This is a genomic window from Steroidobacter sp. (genome assembly GCF_036406195.1).
Lineage (GTDB): Bacteria > Pseudomonadota > Gammaproteobacteria > Steroidobacterales > Steroidobacteraceae > Steroidobacter.
The window spans coordinates 503,952-523,723 of sequence record NZ_DASWVW010000061.1; the positions used below are offsets into that span (position 1 = coordinate 503,952).

General features: G+C 63.5%; 13 protein-coding genes. 7 read left to right on the top strand and 6 right to left on the bottom strand.

Translation table 11 applies throughout. The features are described from left to right. Window positions 1-66 precede the first annotated feature (66 nt). Window positions 67-2,142 (top strand): alpha/beta hydrolase domain-containing protein, encoded by a 2,076-nt coding sequence (locus tag VGE08_RS25805; protein ID WP_331070814.1) that lies wholly within the window; start codon window positions 67-69, stop codon window positions 2,140-2,142. An 85-nt stretch (window positions 2,143-2,227) separates the two neighbouring features. On the opposite strand, the gene VGE08_RS25810 is transcribed toward VGE08_RS25805, so the two are convergent. From VGE08_RS25810 to VGE08_RS25825, 4 genes are read right to left on the bottom strand one after another with little or no spacing between them, the layout of a single operon-like run. Then, on the bottom strand, window positions 2,228-2,995 hold the full coding sequence (locus VGE08_RS25810) for an SDR family oxidoreductase (RefSeq protein ID WP_331070815.1): 768 nt from the start codon (window positions 2,993-2,995) through the stop codon (window positions 2,228-2,230). Further along, window positions 2,988-4,781, bottom strand: coding sequence for a hydantoinase B/oxoprolinase family protein (locus tag VGE08_RS25815; protein WP_331070816.1), 1,794 nt, complete (start codon window positions 4,779-4,781; stop codon window positions 2,988-2,990). The genes VGE08_RS25810 and VGE08_RS25815 overlap by 8 nt, the downstream gene beginning before the upstream one ends. Beyond that, window positions 4,778-6,856 (bottom strand): hydantoinase/oxoprolinase family protein, encoded by a 2,079-nt coding sequence (locus VGE08_RS25820; RefSeq protein WP_331070817.1) that lies wholly within the window; start codon window positions 6,854-6,856, stop codon window positions 4,778-4,780. The genes VGE08_RS25815 and VGE08_RS25820 overlap by 4 nt, the downstream gene beginning before the upstream one ends. A gap of 26 nt (window positions 6,857-6,882) precedes the next feature. Next, window positions 6,883-7,653 (bottom strand): SDR family oxidoreductase, encoded by a 771-nt coding sequence (locus VGE08_RS25825; RefSeq protein WP_331070818.1) that lies wholly within the window; start codon window positions 7,651-7,653, stop codon window positions 6,883-6,885. Between the two features lie 514 nt (window positions 7,654-8,167). On the opposite strand from VGE08_RS25825, the gene VGE08_RS25830 reads away from it, so the two are divergent. The 4 genes from VGE08_RS25830 to VGE08_RS25845 all read left to right on the top strand — a co-directional run bounded on the left by VGE08_RS25830 (window position 8,168) and on the right by VGE08_RS25845 (window position 13,963). Next, the gene (locus VGE08_RS25830) at window positions 8,168-8,797 is read left to right on the top strand and encodes a GntR family transcriptional regulator (RefSeq protein WP_331070819.1); all 630 of its coding nucleotides are present in this window, start codon (window positions 8,168-8,170) and stop codon (window positions 8,795-8,797) included. A gap of 390 nt (window positions 8,798-9,187) precedes the next feature. After that, on the top strand, window positions 9,188-11,371 hold the full coding sequence (locus tag VGE08_RS25835; RefSeq protein ID WP_331070820.1) for a TonB-dependent receptor: 2,184 nt from the start codon (window positions 9,188-9,190) through the stop codon (window positions 11,369-11,371). A gap of 10 nt (window positions 11,372-11,381) precedes the next feature. Then, window positions 11,382-12,566 carry a serine hydrolase domain-containing protein gene (locus tag VGE08_RS25840; RefSeq protein WP_331070821.1) on the top strand — a complete coding sequence of 395 codons (1,185 nt, stop codon included), beginning with the start codon at window positions 11,382-11,384 and terminating at the stop codon, window positions 12,564-12,566. A gap of 89 nt (window positions 12,567-12,655) precedes the next feature. Beyond that, the gene (locus tag VGE08_RS25845; RefSeq protein WP_331070822.1) at window positions 12,656-13,963 is read left to right on the top strand and encodes an MFS transporter; all 1,308 of its coding nucleotides are present in this window, start codon (window positions 12,656-12,658) and stop codon (window positions 13,961-13,963) included. A gap of 222 nt (window positions 13,964-14,185) precedes the next feature. Here VGE08_RS25845 and VGE08_RS25850 read toward each other — a convergent pair whose 3' ends face one another. Continuing rightward, window positions 14,186-15,196: an NADP-dependent oxidoreductase gene (locus tag VGE08_RS25850; RefSeq protein ID WP_349258805.1), complete on the bottom strand. Its 1,011-nt coding sequence runs from the start codon at window positions 15,194-15,196 to the stop codon at window positions 14,186-14,188. A 108-nt stretch (window positions 15,197-15,304) separates the two neighbouring features. After that, window positions 15,305-15,880 carry a DUF3617 domain-containing protein gene (locus VGE08_RS25855; protein ID WP_331070824.1) on the bottom strand — a complete coding sequence of 192 codons (576 nt, stop codon included), beginning with the start codon at window positions 15,878-15,880 and terminating at the stop codon, window positions 15,305-15,307. 163 nt (window positions 15,881-16,043) lie between these two features. Here VGE08_RS25855 and ligD point away from each other — a divergent pair, with 163 nt between their 5' ends. Both ligD and VGE08_RS25865 read left to right on the top strand, forming a co-directional pair. Next, entirely contained in the window at window positions 16,044-18,902 is a 2,859-nt protein-coding gene (ligD, locus tag VGE08_RS25860; RefSeq protein WP_331070825.1) for a DNA ligase D, read from the top strand. A gap of 9 nt (window positions 18,903-18,911) precedes the next feature. Continuing rightward, complete coding sequence (locus tag VGE08_RS25865) at window positions 18,912-19,745, top strand: CAP domain-containing protein (protein ID WP_331070826.1); 834 nt, start codon at window positions 18,912-18,914, stop codon at window positions 19,743-19,745. The last annotated feature ends 27 nt before the right edge of the window (window positions 19,746-19,772 follow it).

The following is a 19,772-nucleotide window of genomic DNA, read 5'->3' on the forward strand; positions in this document are numbered from 1 at the left end:
GCCGTCCGCCTCGTCGACCCTGAAGCGTCGTGCGGATCGTCATCCAGCGTCCCGGAGCTCTGACGCATGCGTTTACTCAAGATCCTGTTCTCGCCGTGGCTGGTCGTTCTCGCGGCGCTGATTGCCGCGCCCGCTCATGCGCAAGTAATGGGGATCGAGATCCTACGGCGCGAGCCCTTCGCCGGCGGCGCCTCGTTCGCTCCAGTGGGACCTTACGAAATCATTGCTGGGCGGCTGCACCTCGAGGCCGACCCGGACGATTCTGCCGACCAGCGCGTGCATGACCTTGCACTTGCGCCGCGTAACGCACGCGGCAAGGTGGAGTACTCGACTGAATTTTTCCTGCTCAAGCCCGTCGACCTAGCGCGCGGCAATGGGCGCCTGCTGTACGAGGTGGTCAATCGCGGCCACAAGCTCGCGCTGGGCCTGTTCAACGGCGCGGGCAGCGCCGAGCCGAAAACGCTGCGGGACGCCGGGAATGGATTCCTCATGCGCCAAGGCTACTCCGTGCTGTGGAGCGGGTGGTCCGGCGATGTCATGGAAGGCGGCGGCCGGATGTCCGCCCGGCTTCCCGTCGCGCGTGAGCACGGACGCGAGATCACATCTACGGTCTACGCCGAGATGGAAAGCTCCGTGACCCAGATGTACGAGAAACGCCAGTCGGCGGGCGCCGGGAACGCCGCGAAGATGCGCAAGAGTCTCCCGCTGGCGTGGGGAGATACGCTCGCCTATCCCGCGGTGTCGCTGGACAATCGTCACGCCAGGTTGACGGTGCGGGCCGCACGTTCCGAGCCTGCGATCGAAATTTCACACACACAGTGGCAGTTCGCGCGCTGGGAGGACGGCAAGGTCCTGCCCGATCCGACGAGCGTGTACCTGGAGGAGGGTTTCGCGCCCGGGCTGCTTTATGAGCTCACGTACATTGCCAGCAACCCGCGGGTCGCCGGCCTTGGATTGGCCTCGGTGCGCGATGTCGTCGCATTCTTCCGCTACGATCGCATGGACGCCGCGGGCGCGCCGAATCCTTTGGCTGGCGCTATCGAGCACGCGTATGGCGTCGGAGTATCGCAGTCGAGCCGGTTCCTCAACCATTTTGTCTACGAGGGCTTCAACAGCGACCGGCACGGGCGTATCGCATTCGATGGCTTGATCATGTACGTCGGTGGCGCCGGCAAAGGGCTGTTCAACCACCGTTTCGCTCAAACCACCCGGCACGGCAGCCAGCACGAGGAGACGCTGTATCCGACGGACTTCTTCCCGTTTGCCACAGTGCCCCAGGAGGATCCGGTTACCGGACAGCGCGGCGACGCCTTTGCGCGTGCGCGCGCGCTCGGGAATCTCCCCAAAATCTATTACATCCAGACATCCACCGAATACTGGGCGCGCGCCGCATCGTTGCTGCATACGGACGTTCAAGGCAAAAAGGATTTGCCCGTCGACCCCAACGTCCGCATCTATCTGTTCACGGGCGCCGCGCATAATGCGGTGACTGGCGGACTCGCCGAGCATCCGCTCAACAGGCGTAAAGCCGCTCCGATGGTCCGCGCCAGTCTGGTCACGCTGGATGATTGGGTGAGCCGCGAGATCGAGCCACCGCCGAGTCGCTATCCACGTCTCGACGACGGTACGCTGGTAGAGCTGCCGCAGCTGGTGAGCGCCTTTCCCAAGTTCCCGGCCGTGCGTCTGCCCACCCGCTACTATCAGCCGTTACGTCTCGATCCCGGTCCGTGCTGGCAGCCGGAAGGCGTCGCCGATCACGTGCCACCGCTTGCCGGGCCTGCTTATCACACGCTGCTGCCGATGGTGGACAGTGACGGCAATGAGCTGGCTGGAGTTCGCTATCCGGACATCGCCGTACCGTTGGGCACCTTTACAGGCTGGAACATCCGCACCAAGGAGTACGGGGCGCCGGGCATGCTGTTGCGTTGGCAAGGCTCTCACCTTCCGTTTGCGCGCACCGAGCAAGAGCGGAAGAAAAATCGCGATCCGCGCCCGTCGATCGTCGAGCGCTATCCGACTCGTGACATCTATCTGGGCAAAGTCGCCGAGGCCGCCCTGCGGCTGCGAGCCGAACGCTTTCTGCTGGATGAGGATATGATCGAAATCCTCGAAAGCGCGGCAGAGCAAGCGCTGTGGGATTGAGGACGCGCGGGCAGGGTGGCGTGTGATTGCCGGCGGCATGCCGGATGGAGATGATCTCAGGCGGGCGGCCGCTCGGGCGTCGTCCTCATCCTTCCCACTCGGCATTGCCGTCCACGCCGATGAGCTGTCCGGTGATGTGGCGAGCGGCGTGGCCGCATAGATACACAGCCATGTCGCCGACCTCACAGGGCTCGATCTTCGCGCGCAGTGAAATGTAGCCCAGTGCCTCACGCTCGACGGTCTCGACGCTCGCGCCGCGCTCTGCTGCGTAATGTTGAATGATGTTCTGCATCCGCGGGGTGTTCATGAAACCGGGGCGTATCGCGTTGACGCGAATGCCGAACGGGCCGAGTTCCCGCGCGAGATTGCGGGTGAGACCCTCAATGGCGAACTTCGAGGCAATGTACGGCGCACGCCGCGGCAGTCCGGTCACGGTACTCGCAGTGGATATGTTGACTATGCATCCGCTGCGGCGTGACTTCATCTGCCGCACGACCGCCCGCGTCATCAGAAAAGCGCCGGTGACATTGACCGAGAACGTTCTCGTCCAGTCCTCCAGTGAGATATCCTCGAGCGCGGCTGTCGGGCCCGCAACGCCGGCGTTGTTTACGAGTACGTCGACGCCTCCGAGCCTCTCGTTCGCCTCTCGCACCACGCGCGCCGCGTCTTCGAGAGCCGAGACATCGGCCGTCACGCACACCAAGCGCGGTTCTGCTCTGCTCGCGCGTTGCAGCGCCGACTCATCGATGTCGCAAATGCATACCGCCGCGCCGGCGTTTAGAAACGAATCTGCAATGCCGCGGCCGATGCCGGCCGCCCCGGCGGTGATGATGACGCGCTGCTGGCTACTCATGGATGTCGAGGCCTTTTCGCATCGTCCGCTCGCGCCGCGTCCGCATCTCATCGACCGCACCGTCCGGCCCGAGACTGACCCCATAGACCTCCCAGGCGCGCGCGACGCTCACCAGACCTTCGCGCACGTCATGCGCGACGCGCGCCGCATCGCGCTCAAGGGGTGAACCATATCCACCGCCTCCAGCGGAGACGGCGATGATCCGTTCTCCGTCCCGCACGCGTATCTGGGCGCATGCCGGCAAGCGCTCGCACTCGCCATCCACATGCATGATGTGTTGATTCGCAGCGCCGCCCGGCAATCCGCCACGCGCGCCTACCGGCGGGTTCACATGACCGTCGGACAAGTAGCCGATATCGATATCGCAGCCCAGCGGCCCGAAGTCCACACGCGTGCAGGGTGCGCCGGTTGTACGCCCCGGGCCTTCGGAATCCGCGACGAAGCTCCGGCTTCTAACGAGAATCGGCTGATAAAGCTCGGCGAGCTCCACGCCGTCCAGGCAGCACATTCCAGCGTTGCCCACGTGCGCCGTCGTCCACCACGCATCGGCGATGGGCGAGGCCGCTCCGCCGCTGAACGCCAGAAAGATCTGATTGACGAACGGCCTTCGGGTTCGTGGATCTACGCCCGAGATGACGCCGGCGGAGGGAGCAATGACGGCGCCGACCTCGGCCATGCCCGCGCCGTCGCTCAACTCGGCGATCGCGGTCTGCACACCGTTCGCAACGCGGTCGGCGATGTTGGTGGTCGCCGCCGAGCAGCTGAACGGATGAACCGGAACGCCGGCTACGCAGCCCTCGCGCAAGCTCACGCGGATTCGCCGGAAGGAGCCGGCGTTCTTGGGTACACGATGATCGATGCTGTTGAAGACGCCGATCATCGCCGCCGTTCTCGCCGTGGCCTCGCTGAGATTCATGCCGCAAGGAAGACAATCCGGGTTGTCCGTCAGATCCACGTCGATCAAGGCGCTGTCGGGATCGACGCTCACGTGCGTCTTGATCTCCACGCCGCCGGGCGGCATGCCGGGAAACTCATCGTGCGTGCTGCTCGTCGTGGCGCGTCCGCGCGGCAGCTTGCAGATCGCCTCGATCATGCGCGCCTCGCTGTAATCGAACCAGTGGCCGGCGAAGGCGTCAAGCACGTCCCAGCCGATCTCCTGCGCCATCGCGAGCAACTCACGCTCCCCGATGCGGGCAGCTGCGATCATGGCCAGGTAGTCGCCGCGCCATTGCTCCGGCACGCGAATGCGCATTTCGCACATGCGTATGATGTCGTCGATATCGGCGTAGTCTCTCTGCACCTGGACGGCTGGAAAGATAAGCGCGCCTTCTTCGTACACGTCGCGCGCAAAGCCATGGTATGTCGTCGCCACGGAATTGCCGATGTCGGCTTGGTGGGCTTTCGCGAGCACCGTCAGGCGATGCGCGCCGTGTTCGTCGAGCACCGGCGCAAGAATCGTATGATCCGCGGCATGCGAGCAGCCGTGATAGGGCGAATTGTGGAGGAACGCATCACCGCGCCGCAAAGCCGGATGGAACCGTTGCATCGCTCGCGCCATCAGGTCGGGGCCGGAAAGCACGTGGATCGGCAGGCTCTCGGCGGCCGCCAGCAGCTCACATTCGCTGGTGACGATACAGCAGGAGAAATCCTTTGCGCGATTCAGTACGCCCGAGCGACCGGTGCGCAGCAAAGTGTTGGACATCTTGCGCACGACGCCCTCGAGGCGACTGTGAATTACGGCAAGCTCCGCGCCAGTGAGCTGCGGCCGTTTGCTGACATCGTTCATGCGTCGCACGCCTCAATGAGAATGCTGCCCGCGGCCGAGCGGCGGAAGCGGGCCTGCGGGTCCACGACGATGCTGGTGAACGGCGACTCCAGGATGGCCGGGCCCGCATACGTTTCGTGCAGGCGCAGCGTTTCGAGCCGATGTACCTGCGTGCTGACCCAGCCGCCAGATGGGAAGTACACGGATCGTACTTTGGCCGTCGCGCACTTCCCGGCGATGCGTGTCGGCGCCAGGCGAAACTCATCCACGGCGCGCACGCGGCTGCGAACCTGTGCGCGCAGTCCGACCAGTTCCACGTTGGATCGTGGATCGCGCACGGCGAAAATCCGCTCGTGCATCGCATCGAACGCTTCTCGAAACGCTGCAACGCTGGCTTCGGTAGAGAACTCAGCGAAACCGAGCGGCGTATCGATCTCCCACACTTGATTCTCATAGCGCGCCTCGGCGATGAGCGAAGTTTGCGTCTCCTGCGTGCGCCCCGCAGATCGACGAGCGAAGTCCTCGCACTGCGAACGCAGATGGGCGAGTGCCGAGTTGATGCGCTGACGCTGGAAATCGCCCGTCGTGGTGAATACGCTGGCCGCGTACTCCGCGCCGATTTCCGACATCATTGCGCCCGCGGCGCTCAGTGCCGCGCCGCTCTCCGGGAGAATGAGCAGCCTGCAGCCCAGTCTGCGCGCGATGAAGACCGCATTCACGCCTGCGGCGCCACCGCCGCCGATCAACGCCGCCTCGGCGGGATCGATTCCTTGGCTGACCGTTATATCGGCGATCGCCTGCACCATGTTCTCTGTCATCAGGTTCACGATATTCCAGGCCGCTTCTTCGACGCTGACGCCAAGCGGACGCGCCACGGCGGTTTCCACCGCTCGCCGGGCAGCTGCACGGTCGAGCGGCATCGCTCCGCCGAGAAAGAAATTCGCATCGATGTAGCCCAGCACTACCGCTGCATCCGTAACTGTGGGCTCGAGACCTCCTCGTCCGTAGCATGCCGGCCCGGGTGCCGATCCAGCGCTTTGCGGACCGACGTGCAGCAGTCCCGCCGAATCCACATGGGCAATGCTGCCGCCACCGGCGCCAATGCTCTTGACGTCGACCGACGGGTAGCCCGCCAGATGGCCGCGAAACGGCTGGCCGATCCACAACTCGCGCGTCATCGGAACCTCACCGTCACGCACCAGACTGATATCGCAAGTGGTCCCGCCGGTGTCTGCCACGATAGCCGTACGGAACTTGCCCTCACGCTGCGCGTAGTAGCGACCCGCGTTTGGCGCCATTGATGGACCGGAGTTGATGACGCGGATTGGCGCAGCCGCGAGCTCCGAGGCATCGAGCATGCCGCCCGCGCTCGTCAGTACCATCACGCGCCCCTCGAAACCGGCGCCCGCGAGCCGCTTGGTCAGCCCGGCGAGATAGCGAGTCATGATCGGCTTGAGTGAAGCATCAATGGCAGTGGACGAAGCGCGACGAAACTCACGTAACGTGGGATTGACCAGATGCGAAAGACTGTACGGAACGCCCGGCAGACATTCCTCGATGAGTTCGCCGAGGCGCCGCTCGTGCGCCGGATTGACAGTGGACCACAGCAGACACACCGCAACCGCCTCAATACCCAATGCGGGCAGACGAGCGAGAACGTTGCGCACAGTCGGCTCGTCGAGCGGCTCGAGCACGGCCCCCGAGTAGATCACCCGCTCGGGTATCTCGAAAGTGAGCTCGCGCGGCGCGTACGGGCGGGGGTAGGCGATCGTATTGTTGAAGGGCTCGAGCCGACCACCTTCCCTGAACACGAGCATGTCACGATGGCCTGCCGTGACTAGCAGCGCCGTCCTAGCCGCCCGGCCCGTGATAATGGCATTGATCGCGTGCGTAGTGCCGTGAATGAACATTTCGCCGCGGCCGAGAAACGCGCGCAAATCGACATCGCGGGCGCGGGCCGCCACGGCCAGCACGTCGAGCACACCCTGTACTGGGTCCTCCGCGGTGGTGGCTGCCTTGTGCATCGTAACCAGGCCATCGTCCTGTTCGACCACGAGATCGGTGAACGTCCCGCCGGTGTCTGTCGCGAAGCGCATCGATGTGCCTTTTCCTTGTCGGACTCTCAGAGCGCCGCGGCTGATAAGCCTTCATCGACGAGCCAGGTGGCGCCATGGACTGCGCGTGCTTGCGGAGAAAGCAAGAACATCGCGGCCGCTGCGATCTCCTCGGGTTGGCTGAACGGAACGCCGCTCGGGGTGACCAGCCGGAAATTCTCGAGCGCCTGCGCATGGGCGGGGTCCGTGCGCACCGCCTCGTTCATCGGCGTGGCGGTGTTGCCCGGTGCCAGGGCGTTGACGTTGATCTTGAACGGAGCGAGTTCCGCGCCCGCCACGCGCGTGATGGCGCTGATGGCGGCCTTGCTCGCACAATACAGCGCAAAGCCCTTGACTCCGACGGCGAAGCCCGCGACCGACGAGAAGTTCAGAATCTTGCCGCCGCCGCGACGCTTCATACGCGGCGCGGCGTGCTGGATGCAGTTCCACGTTCCCTTGACGTTGATGTCGATGAGGCGATGCGCATCGACTGCCGGCGTCTCTCCCACGGGCGTTGCGTAGAAGACGCCGGCCGCATTGACCAGGATGTCCGGGCTCTGCAAATCGCGCTCCACCTCATCGAAGAGTCGCGCGATCGCCTCATCACTGCTCACGTCAGCAGCGAAAGGCGCACAACGTCCGGCAGCATGCTCTAGCGCTTTGCATACCTGACGAGCCTTCTCGATGTTCGAGCTGGCGACGATAGCCACGTTCGCGCCCTGTTGTACGAGCAATCGCGCGATCACGGCGCCGATTCCCGAGCTGCCTCCCGTAACGATCGCGGTCTTGCCTTCGAACATTGGGTCCTCCGAACAGCGCAACGCCGCTCATTTCTATCTGGATGTGTCAATCAGGGTGCGGAGAAGTGTCGGCAATGTCAATACTTGTGTCGACACTTAGCGAACCTGCCGATCAATTGCCCTCCCCGATCATGAAAATTATCGCAGATTTTCGGCTATCATCCAGGCGTGGACGCAGGCGCTAGTTCAAGTAACCCTATGATCGTCGACACTTACGGCGCATGACGTCAGCAACCCCGACGGATCGGGAACACCGGCGCACACGCCAAGGCGCCGCCCGATCTGCTTAAATGACGCATTTGACGCGGGCGCTGCCCGCCTTCCGATGGATCAGCCCGTGACAACTCTCGTACGCAAAAGAACGAAGCCCGCCGCGCGCGGCGCCGGCCCCACGTCGCAACCTCGGACTGCCCGAGGCGACGTTCCTAGCCGCCCCGCCCCCAGCAGCGGACACGCTCGCTCCCCGTTCGGCACGCCCAAGCCACTGCCCGGAGGCGGCGCCAAGACAACGCTGGTGCAACTCGTCCATCGCACCTTGATGGACAGTCTCGACGAAGGAACTCTCGAACCGGGCCAGCGCATCAAGGCGGCGGAACTGGCCAAGCGCCTCGGCCTCAGCCGCGCGCCCGTGCGTGAAGCGCTGCATGTGCTCGCAGGCCAGGGACTGGTCGAGCTGCTACCCGACAAGGGCGCAGTGATGCGCAGGCTCACGCTCGAAGATCTCATTCAGATCTATGAGGTAAGCGGCGCCGTGGCCAAGGTCGCGGTCGTTGCGGCCGCCCGGCGCATCCACGAAGGCGACAATCGCGAGCGCGTCGCAGCCGCGATCGCGAAGATCCGCGCGACCGAACACGCGCCGCCCTCGCACCGCTTTTATTTCGCGCTCAACGATCTCCACTATCTGCTGAACGAGATCGGCGAGAAGCCGTATGTGGACTATCTGATGGGCGTATTGAACATCGAGTACTGGAACCGCTTTCTCGCCGACACGATCGACCTGAAGGCGAGCATTCCGGGCTACATCGCCAACTATGTTCGACTGGCCGATGCCGTGCTGGCCGGCGACTGGCGCGCAGCCGGAGCGATCATGGAGAGCCACGTGGAGTGGTCGATCAGCCTGCTCGAAGGCTCGCAGCGTCGCTGACCCTGCGAGCCGCGATCGAATCCTCTAAATACTGTCGACACAAACAGCGCGTTTCGCCATGCTCGCCAGGAATGGCGCCTGGCCGCCCGCTCGCTTCCCAGCTCGGTCACCCCGCGAAACTCGTTATTTTTTCACGGTCCTTGACCGTACGCACAGCTTCGCTGACTCACCGCCAGCGAGAGCACACATGACGGCCCCCTGGACAACTGTCGACACTTCGCATACCGTTGACTCCAACGGGGAGAAATGAGCGCTTGCGATCAGGCGAGTCAGCGGCGATCTGTTGGAGTACTGCGCTAGCGCACGGCGTTCGCGCGGTGAACCCAAAGATCACACGTGCAACACCCCGGCGATCCCGGCCTTCGACGTCTGTGATTAGAAGAGGACACCATGCGCAAGCCCAAAGCTCCCTTAGCATCCCTGACTGGAACCACCGCAATCCTGCTGTGCTCGGGCGCAGTCCATGCGACGCCCGCCGACGGCGTGGCCGACGGATTGCAGATCGCCGAGATCGTAGTGACCGCCACCAAGATGGGGGCGACGAATCTCCAGGACACACCGCTCGCCATCACGGCGTTCACGGCCGACGCGCTCGATCGCACCGGTATGAAGGACATCCGTGACCTGGCCGGATCGACGCCCAATCTTGTGATCGCGCAGAACGGGCCGTTCTCCCAGATCTATATTCGCGGCATCGGCTCGAACAACGTGTTCGCCGGCTCCGATCCGAGCTCGACCTTGCATGTGGACGGCGTTTACTACGCACGGCCCGCGGCGGTCTTCAACAACTTCCTCGATGTCGAGCGCATCGAGGTGCTACGCGGACCACAGGGCACGCTGTACGGGCGCAACTCGCTCGGCGGCACGGTCAACGTCATCTCGCGCCTGCCGGGCAACAATTTCCAAGCGAAGGTCCAGACCACCATCGGCAACTACGATCTGCTGCGTGGCGAAGGCTATGTCAGCGGCCCGATCGTCGAAGATAAGCTGGCTGTCAGCCTCTCCGCCATGACCAGCAAGCGCGATGGCTATTTCGAGAACGTCGTCGCCTCCGGCAACGATCGCGGCACCGAGGACACCTGGAGCGCACGCCTGCAGGTTCGCGCAACTCCCACCGACGCGCTCGACATGATCCTGCGCGCCGACTACCTGAAGGATGAAGGCGTTTTCGCGAGCAACCAGGCGCTGCTCACGGAGTTTCGCCCGGCCCCTGGCGGTCCCGTGGATCCTGTGACCCAGAGCATTCTGGGCAATTGGCGCAAGGTCGCGCTCGACAGTCCGTCCGTCGCGGATCGCAGCATCCGCGGCGTATCCGGCGAGATCAGCTATCGGCTCTCCGACGCGCTCACGATCAAGTCACTGACGGCTTATCGCAAAAGTCACCTCGACTCGCTGGGAGACTCCGATGCAACGGACGTGCACCGCCAGGAAACCGTGCAGCGGGAGAATCAGGACCAGCTGTCCGAGGAGATCAATCTCACCGGTACGCACGGCCGCTTGAACTATGTCGCCGGTCTCTACTACTTCGATGAGCATATCGACACCTTCGCGGCCGTGACCGCGTTCAATGTGGACCGTGAGACCAACCCCTCGCCGAGTGTCGACACCGAAGCCTGGGCCGGCTATGCCCAGGGCTCCTATGAGCTCACCGAGCGGTTCACTGCAACCCTCGGCGTGCGCTATACGGATGAGAAGAAGAAGTTCGATCAGTCTCTAGACGTCCACACGCTGAGCACTGGCGTGTCACTTCCCACCTATCCGCGGCACTATCTGAACGAAGCTCACTACAAGGCGTGGACGCCGAAATTCGGCCTCGAATTCCGCCTCGCCGACGATCTGCTGCTGTATACCTCGGCCACGCGCGGGTTCAAGTCCGGCGGCTTCAACTTCTCCAGCGGCAACGCCGCGCAGGGTTTCGATCCGGAGATGCTGTGGAGCTACGAGATCGGCTTCAAGAGCGAGTTCGCGGATCGGCGCGTGCGCCTGAACGGCTCCGCGTTCTACTACGATTACACGGATCTGCAGGTGCAGTCGTTTCTGATGCCTGGCGTGATCGATATCACCAATGCGTCCAATGCAACGGTCGAGGGCGTGGAACTGGAGTTCCTGGCGCGGCCGCTCCAAGGCCTCGATATCGGTGGGTCGCTCACGTACCTCGACGCCACCTACGCGGATTATCCGCAGGCGCCGATTCCAGGAACCGCGCCGGCCCTCACCTTCGACGCGTCCGGCAACTACCTGAACTCCTCGCCCAAATGGTCCTATACGCTGTTCGGACAGTACGAGGTGCACCTCGCCGATCACGGCTCCGTCTTTGTCCGCGGCGAGTATGGCTGGAAAGACCGCCAATACTTCACCGTGGTCAATGACGATCTGCAAACGATGGCGGGCTATGACCTGATCAACGCCAGCGTCGGCTACACCTCGCGCGACGGGCATTGGCAGATCGTCGCGTACGGACGCAACCTGGCCGATAAGCAGTATCTGGTCTCGACGGGAAGCTTTACCGCGGCGCCGTCCGGCACGCCGGGAGATCCGCGCAATTACGGCATCCGCCTGAGCTACAGCTACTGAGAAACCAGCGGTGTCCACACAAGGCGATCCGATGAGTCAGCAGATGGAGTTCCGCATCGACGGCGCTTGCGATCCCGCGTTTGCCCACGTGCGAGAGGTGTTTGCCGAGAATTTCCGTAGCCGCGGCGAGCTGGGCGCCGCCGTATGCGTCTACAGGGAAGGCCGCAAGGTGGTTGATCTGTGGGGCGGGATCGCCGATCCGGAAAGTGCGACGCCGTGGCGTGAAGACACCATTACCTGCATGATGTCCGTCGGCAAGTCCATGGCGGCACTGGCGGTGCTGATGCTCGTGGATGACGGGCGGATCGATCTGCAGGCGCCAGTCTCCCGCTACTGGCCCGAGTTCGCGCAGAACGGCAAGGAGCGCATCACCGTGCGCATGCTCTTGGGGGGATTGGCCGGTGTGATTTACGCCGACGCGACACCGGACGGCTCGGCCTATGACTGGGAGGTCATATGCTGCGCCATCGCGGCCCAGAAGCCTGAATGGGAGCCGGGGACGCAGGGCGCCTATCACTCATTCACCGGCGGCTACCTGCTCGGCGAGTTGGTGCGGCGTGTTGATGGCCGCATGATCGATGTGTTCTTTCACCAAGAGATCGCCCGGCCGCTTGGAGTCGACTACGGTTTCGGCGTCGCCGCAGCCGATCTACCGCGCGTGGCGCGGACCATTCCCAACCCTGACGGCGTCACGCTCACTCAGTCGCAGAACGCCAGCACCAAGCTGGGCCGCGCCTGGCGGCCGTGGCCGAAATATCCCTGTCCCTTCAACAGCGCCGATTTCCGAACGGCCGTCATGCCGTCCTCGAACGGCCACGGCAATGCGCGCGCAGTGGCTCGTGTCTATGCGCTGCTCGAGCGCGGCGGTGCACTCGACGGCGTGCGCCTCATTTCACCCGCCCTGGTCGAAGCGATCCGCAAGGAAAGCTGGGCCGGTACATGCGGCATGACGGACCGGCCGTTCCGCTATGGTCTCGGGTTCTTCCTGAACTGCCCGCCACTCGTTCCGCTCGGCGCCAATCCGCGCGCTTTCGGCCATCCCGGCGCCGGTGGCGCAATCGGTGTTGCCGATCCCGAAGCCGGCCTCGCCATGAGTTACAGCCCCAATCTGATGTGTGCGGGCGCAGGCGTGGGCGATCGCTGTGAAGCGCTGGTCGAGGCGGTGCTGGGCGCCTCCGCACCCATCAATCCATGACAATGATTCCTCCTGATGGACGGCTCGATGCGCGCCGTGCGTAATCGCGAACGAAGGCTTCATGGCGGCGTGCCGGCGAGGGCCGGAATGTGATCGCACGAAAAGACACGCCTTACGCGTGGTATGTGGCCCTCCTGCTGTCCTCGGCCCATCTCATTTCCTTCGTTGACCGCTTCGTGATGAGCCTCGTGCTGGCGCCTATCAAGCACCAGCTCGGGCTGACTGACACGCAACTGGGCCTGCTGCACGGCACCGGCTTCGTCATCCTCTACACGATCGTCGCCGTTCCGCTCGGCCACATCGCCGATATCGGCAATCGGCGCAACCTGATCATCGCGGGCGTCGTCATCTGGAGCCTGGCCACTGCCGCGTGCGGGCTGGCTGATTCTTTCAACAGTCTTTTCGCGGCACGCATAGCCGTCGGCTTCGGCGAGGCGGCGCTGGTTCCCGCCGCCATGTCGCTGATCGCCGGATACTTCTCACGCGAGAAGCTTGCACGCGCGGTCGCCACGTTCACGATGGGCGCCTCGCTCGGACAATCGACGGCGCTGTTGGGCGGAGGCATGATACTCGCGTGGCTGTATTCCCGAGGCGGACTGTCGCTGCCCGGCCTGGGTGACACTCCTCCGTGGCAGGCGCTGTTCATCCTCGCGAGCCTGCCTGGCGTCATGGTTGCAGCCTTGATGCTGACGGTTCGCGAACCCTTGCGCACTCATGAAGCGCTGCATTCGAAACCGAACCTTGGTACGGTGTTCGCGTATATCGGCGAACATCGCTCGGCTTTCCTCTGGCATACCGTGGCGTCGGCGGCAGCCATTCTGCTGGCGCAGTCCTATGCCGCGTGGGCGCCCACGTTCTACATCCGTCTTTTCGATTATTCGCCGGCGCAGACCGGCTTCACCGTCGGCATCATCGTGCTGGTGGTCGGGCCGCTCGGGCATCTCACGGGCGGCTGGCTGACGGACAAGCTCCAGGCCGCAGGGGTCAAAGGCGCGCCAAGTGTCGTGATCGGCGGCATGCTGCCGATGGCGATTTTGCCGGGCTTCCTGTTCTGCGTCACGAGAAACGAGTTCATTTCGCTGATCTCGTACGGCCTGCTGACATTCTTTACCACTGCCGCCGCACCGCCCGCCCTCTCGGGAATACAGATGCTAACGCCGCCGCGGCTGCGGGGTATGATGAGCGCCTGCTTTCTCGCGGTAATCACGTTCACCGCAGTGGGCTTCGGTCCTCCACTGATCGGAATGATCACCGACCACGTCTTCGGCGATGCACAGGCGCTTGGATCCTCGCTCCTGCTGGCCACCGTCGTCTTCGCGCTCATCGGCGCCCTGGCCGCATGGCGCAGCCGTACGCCGGTGACCGCCACTCTCGATGCGCTTGCAGAGAGGACCTAGCGCACCGCGCATCCGCCGATGCAGACAAGCCTTCCAACCTGAGCGCGTGCGAAAGCACGCGGTCCGGGTTAACGGCAGCTCTGCATAGGGAGAGCAGACCGCCAGCGACAGTGCACGACACCAAGGGCATGTCCAACAACACGCCGACTCGCAACGGCTCAGCGCCTTTGCCATTCGGCATGGCGCGGACGTTCAATGCTACCGCCCGATGTCACGCACGCACTACGCGTCAGCGACTTTCAGCACGAGCTTGCCGAAGTTCTCCCCGCTGAAAAGTTTCAGCAGCGTCTCGGGGAACGTTTCCAAGCCTTCGACGATGTCCTCGCGCGTCTGCAACTGGCCGCTCTTGAGCCAGCCCGCCATCTCGCGCCCTGCTTCGCCGTAGCGAGCGGCGTAATCGAACACGATCATGCCCGTCATGCTGGCCCGATTCACCAGCAGCGAAAGATAGTTCGACGGACCCTTCACACCCGAAGTACTGTTGTATTGTGAGATCGCGCCACAGATGACGATGCGCGCGTTGCGGTTTATCTGGGTGAGCACGATATCGAGGATGTCGCCGCCGACGTTGTCGAAATAGACATCCACGCCCTGCGGGCAATGCTCGCGCAGCGACTTCTTCACGTCTTCGGACTTGTAGTCGATGGCGGCGTCGAAGCCGAGGGTCTGCGTGAGGTAGTCGCATTTCTGTTTGCCGCCCGCGATGCCCACCGCGCGACAGCCTTTGATCTTTGCAATCTGCCCGACCACTGAGCCCACGGCGCCCGCCGCGCCGGACACGACCACGGTCTGGCCCGGCTGCGGTTTACCTACATCCAGCAAGCCGAAGTAAGCGGTCATTCCCGGCATGCCGAGCGCGCTCAGATACACCGGCAACGGTGCAACATCGGGATCGACCTTGGTGAGCAGCTTGCCATCCACCGTCGCATATTCCTGAACACCCAGCGTGCCCGACACGAACTCGCCGGTACTGAACTTGGGATGCTTCGATTCCAGGACTTTGCCGACGGCGCCGGCGCGCATGACCTCGCCGAGCTGCACCGGCGCAATGTATGACTTGCCTTCGTTCATCCAGCCGCGCATGGCCGGATCGAGCGAAATGTACAGAATCTTCACCAGCACTTCGTTGTCGCCCGGCGCACGCACCGGCGCTTCGACATAGTCGAAATCGCTGCGCTTGACCGCCCCTACCGGCCGGGCCGCCTGACGAAACTGGTGATTGCGCAAAGCAATGCTGGAAGAACCGGTGTTGGAAGTCATGCTGCCTCCGCGCATGATGCCGAAGGCAAGCATAAGGGATGCAGCCGCTAAAGCCAGCGGCCCGTGCCAGCAGCGTGACGATTACTGCTCTGCGGATTCTTCTTCATCGTAATCGTCGTGGTCGTCGTAATCGTCATCGTCGTCTTCGTCACCGCAGTCCGCGCCCAGCCAGCGGCCCTTGATCGTGCCCTTGATGGTGAACGCGTCGGGACCTTCGCCGCCCTTCAAGTCGAGCTCGCCGGTCATGGTCTCCGGCGTCGGCGTGCTGATGCGGAACAGGCCCGAGCCCTTGATCTTGCCGGTGCACACCAGGCGGATCTCCTGAGTCGTCTTGGTAGTGCGCACGATGGTCTGCGTGCAGTCCTCGGAGCTGGCCGAGTTGAACGGCCGGTCCAGATCTTCCTGCGTGATGCATTCGCTGCTCACCTCGGGCTCCGGCTCCTCCTCCGACGCCGCCTTCAGATCCGCACGCATCTTGGCCTGCTGCTCCGGCGTCATTCTGTCGAGCACGTCCTTGGGCAGCGGCGGCATGCCGCTGAAGCGCATGAGAGAGGTCATTTCCCACAAGCCGAGCTTGACGTTGAGCTTCTCGGCGCCGGCGGCGCTCAGTGTGGTCAGCAGAAGTGCGGCAACCGCAGTGGTTTTCAGAATGTTCATGGCTCGATCGAGATCAAAGGAGAGTGACTGTGGCGCGCTTCGTCGCGACAAGCGCGGTCAAGGAACGGGGCTGGCAGCCACGGCGTTTCGGCATATCACCGACAGCACATCTGGCGCCCGATGCGGTGCGCGATCGTGCAATCTTTCACCGTCGAGGTGTGATGTGGCAACTCGAAAACTCTCACGCTACCGCTCGATGCGGGACTTTGCCCAAACCGCCGAACCCAGCGGCCGGCAGAAAGTCGCCCGCTCGCCGCAATTGCGCTTCGTGATTCAAAAGCATGCCGCGACCCGCCTGCATTACGACCTGCGACTGGAGCTGGGCGGCGTCTTCAAGTCCTGGGCGGTCACGCGCGGTCCCTCGCTGAACCCGCACGACAAACGCCTCGCAGTGGAAGTCGAAGATCACCCGCTCGACTACGGCGACTTTGAGGGCACCATCCCCAAGGGCCAATACGGCGGAGGTACAGTACAGCTTTGGGATCGAGGCTACTGGCGCCCCATCGGTGAGCTCTCGCCGGAGGCGCAACTGAAAAAGGGCGAGTTGAAGTTCGAGCTGGCGGGTCATCGCCTGAACGGCAGCTGGGTGATCGTGCGCATGAAGGGCGATCGGTACGGTGGCAAGCGCACCAACTGGCTCTTGATCAAGCATCGCGACAAGTTCGCCCTGGATGCGGCAGCCGCGCAGGCGGTGATGGAGGACGACCGCTCTGTCGCCTCGGGCCGATCCATGGCTGCCATCGCCGCCGGCACGGGTCGCTCGCCCAAGGCATTCATGCTCGAGCGGGCCGGCAAGGCGGACGCGGTGTGGCATTCGAATCGCTCGGATGAAGCAGTGAAGCCACCGGCAAGAACCGTTGCAAGAAAAGCGTCGATTGCGACGACGAGCACTGCACGCAAGCGCGCTTCATCGAGCAGCCGCGCGCCGGCCAAGAAGGCATCCGGCAAACGGGATCGCATGCCTGCATTCATCGAACCCGAGCTTTGCAAGCTCGTCGAGCGCCCGCCCGAGGGCCCCGGCTGGGGGCACGAAGTGAAGTTCGATGGCTACAGGCTTCAGTTGCGCATCGCCGCTGGCGAAGTCACATTGAAGACGCGCAAGGGCCTGGACTGGACCGAGAAGTTTCAGGCCATCGCCAGGGCGGCCAGCAAGTTTCCCGACGCCATCATCGATGGCGAAGTCGTCGCGCTGGATGACAACGGCTCGCCGGATTTCGCGGCCTTGCAAGCGGCGTTGTCCGACGGCCGCACCGAAGACCTGATTTTTTTCGCGTTCGATCTACTGTACAGCAGCGACGGCGATCGCCGCTCGTTACCGCTGCGTGAGCGCAAAGCCGAGCTGAAGGCTTTGCTCGCCGAGCAGGGCGAGAACGCGCGCATTCGTTACGTCGAGCATTTCGAGGCGGCCGGCGAGGCGGTCCTGCGGTCCGCCTGCCGCATGAATCTCGAGGGCATCATCTCCAAGCGGCTCGACTCCCCGTATCGCGCCGGCCGCGTGGGCGATTGGACGAAGTCGAAATGTCGAGCCGGCCAGGAGGTCGTCATCGGTGGCTGGACGCAAACAGGTAGAAACTTTCGCTCACTGCTGGTCGGCGTGAACCGCGGTGGCCATCTGGTCCACGTGGGCCGTGTCGGTACAGGCTTCGGCGGCGACAAAGTAAGACAGCTCTGGCCCAAGCTGAAACAGCTGGAGACCGACCAGAACCCTTTCAGCGGCAAGACAGCGCCGCGCAAACGCGCCGACATCCATTGGGTCAAGCCCGAGCTGGTCGCCGAGATCGAGTTCGCCGGATGGACCGGCGGCGGCAATGTCCGCCAGGCCGCATTCAAGGGATTGCGCACCGACAAACCGGCTCGCGAAATCGTCACCGAGACGCCGGCCGATGCAGAAGAGGTCGATGTCGCACAGCCGGCACCGAACAGCGCTCGCGGCAAGACCACGGGGAAATCCGGTTCCGCCAAGGCGCGTAGCAAATCGTCGCCGAAGAAACATTCTAAGGCGACTGCAAAGTCAGCCAATGGCGCGTCGAACGTGGTCATGGGCGTACCCATCTCCAGCCCCGACAAACCTTTGTGGCCGCATGCGAACGACGGCGAGCCCGTCACCAAACTCGAGCTCGCCCGCTACTACGAAAGCATGGGCGAATGGATCATGCCGCATATCAAGGGCCGACCGTGCTCGGTGATCCGCGCGCCCGACGGCCTGGGCAAGCAGCAATTCTTCCAGCGGCATGCCATGCAAGGTACGTCGAATCTGCTCACGCTGGTGAAGGTGTTCGGCGATCACAAGCCTTATCTGCAAGTCGACCGGGTCGAAGGGCTCGCCGCGCTCGCGCAGTCGGCCGCCATGGAACTGCATCCGTGGAACTGTCAGCCGGGCAAACCCGAAACACCGGGCCGGCTGGTGTTCGATCTGGACCCGGGTCCCGGCGTGGACTTCACCGCCCTCATCAACGCCGCGAAAGAGATCAAGGCACGACTGGAGGCGCTGGGTCTGGCGGCGTTCTGCAAGACGACGGGCGGCAAGGGCCTGCACGTGGTGACGCCCCTCGCCGACTTCAAGAACAATCGACTGAAGTGGCCCGAAGCCAAGGCCTTCGCGCAAGGCGTCTGCATGAGCATGGCCGATGACAATCCCGAGCTCTATGTGGTGAACATGGCGAAGAAGGTGCGAGGCGGACGCATCTTCCTCGACTATCTGCGCAACGATCGCATGGCGACCGCGGTCGCGCCGCTTTCACCTCGGCTGCGCGAAGGCGCGACGGTCTCCATGCCAGTGAACTGGTCCCAGGTGAGAGCTGGCCTCGACCCGACGCGTTACACCGTTCGTACCGCCGCGGATCACGTGGCCAAGGCCACCGACTGGCAGGACTACTGCGATGCTGAACGGCCGTTGCAAGATGCGATACGCAAGTTCGTGCAGGATCATCCGTCGAATCATGCGGGCACCAGGAAGACCAGGAAATCCGCCAGCCGCTCCAGCCGCCGGCGGAACTCGAATGATACGCACGCCGTGACGTAACATCGCTGCATGAAAAGAATCGCGAGCGCTGCGTTCGCCCTGACGTGTGCATGGATTGCGACCCCGGCGCTGGCCGGCATCGCTGCCGATCTGAACGAGATCCGACGCAAGGGCTGTGACAGGAAGTCCGGCGTCGCGCAGCCTTTGCGTCCAGACAAGGAGTTGGACATGGTGGCGCGCGAATGGTCCAAAGGCGGCCGCCTGCATGATGCACTGGCTCGCTCGGACTATCGCGCCACCAATTCGGCGTCGATGCAGATTGCGGGCTCCTCCGATCGCGCAACGATTCTCGAGACCTTGGTGGACAACTACTGCGCGACGATCATCGATGCCGCGTTCACCGAGATCGGCGTCTATCAACAGCGCAACACCGTTTGGGTCGTGGTCGCAAAACCCTTCGTCGCCCCTGCGATCAAGGATTCCGCCCGGGTCAGCAGCAGAGTTTTGACCTTGATCAATGAGGCGCGCAGCCAACCTCGCAAATGCGGGCGCTCGAGTTTCAACGCTGCGCCGCCCTTGCAGCTGTCCGCCGTATTGAACCAGGCGGCGCTGATTCACAGCCAGGACATGCTCGAGCACAACCTTTTCCAGCATGTGGGCTCGGATGGCAGCAAGGTCGCCGATCGCGTCTCGCGCGTTGGATACAAATGGCGCACGGTCGGAGAAAACGTTGCGACCGGTGCAGAGACGGCGGAAGCCGTCGTGCAAGGCTGGCTCAACAGCCCCGGCCACTGTGCCAACATAATGAGTCCCGGATTCACTGAAATGGGAGTTGCCTTCGCCGTCGACCGCAAGAGCGAGGCAGGAATCTACTGGACCCAGGTGTTCGCGACGCCGCGATAAAGCGCCAGATAGTCTCGTTTCATCAGG

Excerpts from the sequence above, each read along its gene's own strand:
- VGE08_RS25805 (WP_331070814.1), top strand. The coding sequence starts at position 67 with ATGCGTTTACTCAAGATCCTGTTCTCGCCGTGGCTGGTCGTTCTCGCG.
- VGE08_RS25810 (WP_331070815.1), bottom strand. The coding sequence starts at position 2,995 with ATGAGTAGCCAGCAGCGCGTCATCATCACCGCCGGGGCGGCCGGCATC.
- VGE08_RS25815 (WP_331070816.1), bottom strand. The coding sequence starts at position 4,781 with ATGAACGATGTCAGCAAACGGCCGCAGCTCACTGGCGCGGAGCTTGCC.
- VGE08_RS25820 (WP_331070817.1), bottom strand. The coding sequence starts at position 6,856 with ATGCGCTTCGCGACAGACACCGGCGGGACGTTCACCGATCTCGTGGTC.
- VGE08_RS25825 (WP_331070818.1), bottom strand. The coding sequence starts at position 7,653 with ATGTTCGAAGGCAAGACCGCGATCGTTACGGGAGGCAGCTCGGGAATC.
- VGE08_RS25835 (WP_331070820.1), top strand. The coding sequence starts at position 9,188 with ATGCGCAAGCCCAAAGCTCCCTTAGCATCCCTGACTGGAACCACCGCA.
- VGE08_RS25855 (WP_331070824.1), bottom strand. The coding sequence starts at position 15,880 with ATGAACATTCTGAAAACCACTGCGGTTGCCGCACTTCTGCTGACCACA.
- VGE08_RS25865 (WP_331070826.1), top strand. The coding sequence starts at position 18,912 with ATGAAAAGAATCGCGAGCGCTGCGTTCGCCCTGACGTGTGCATGGATT.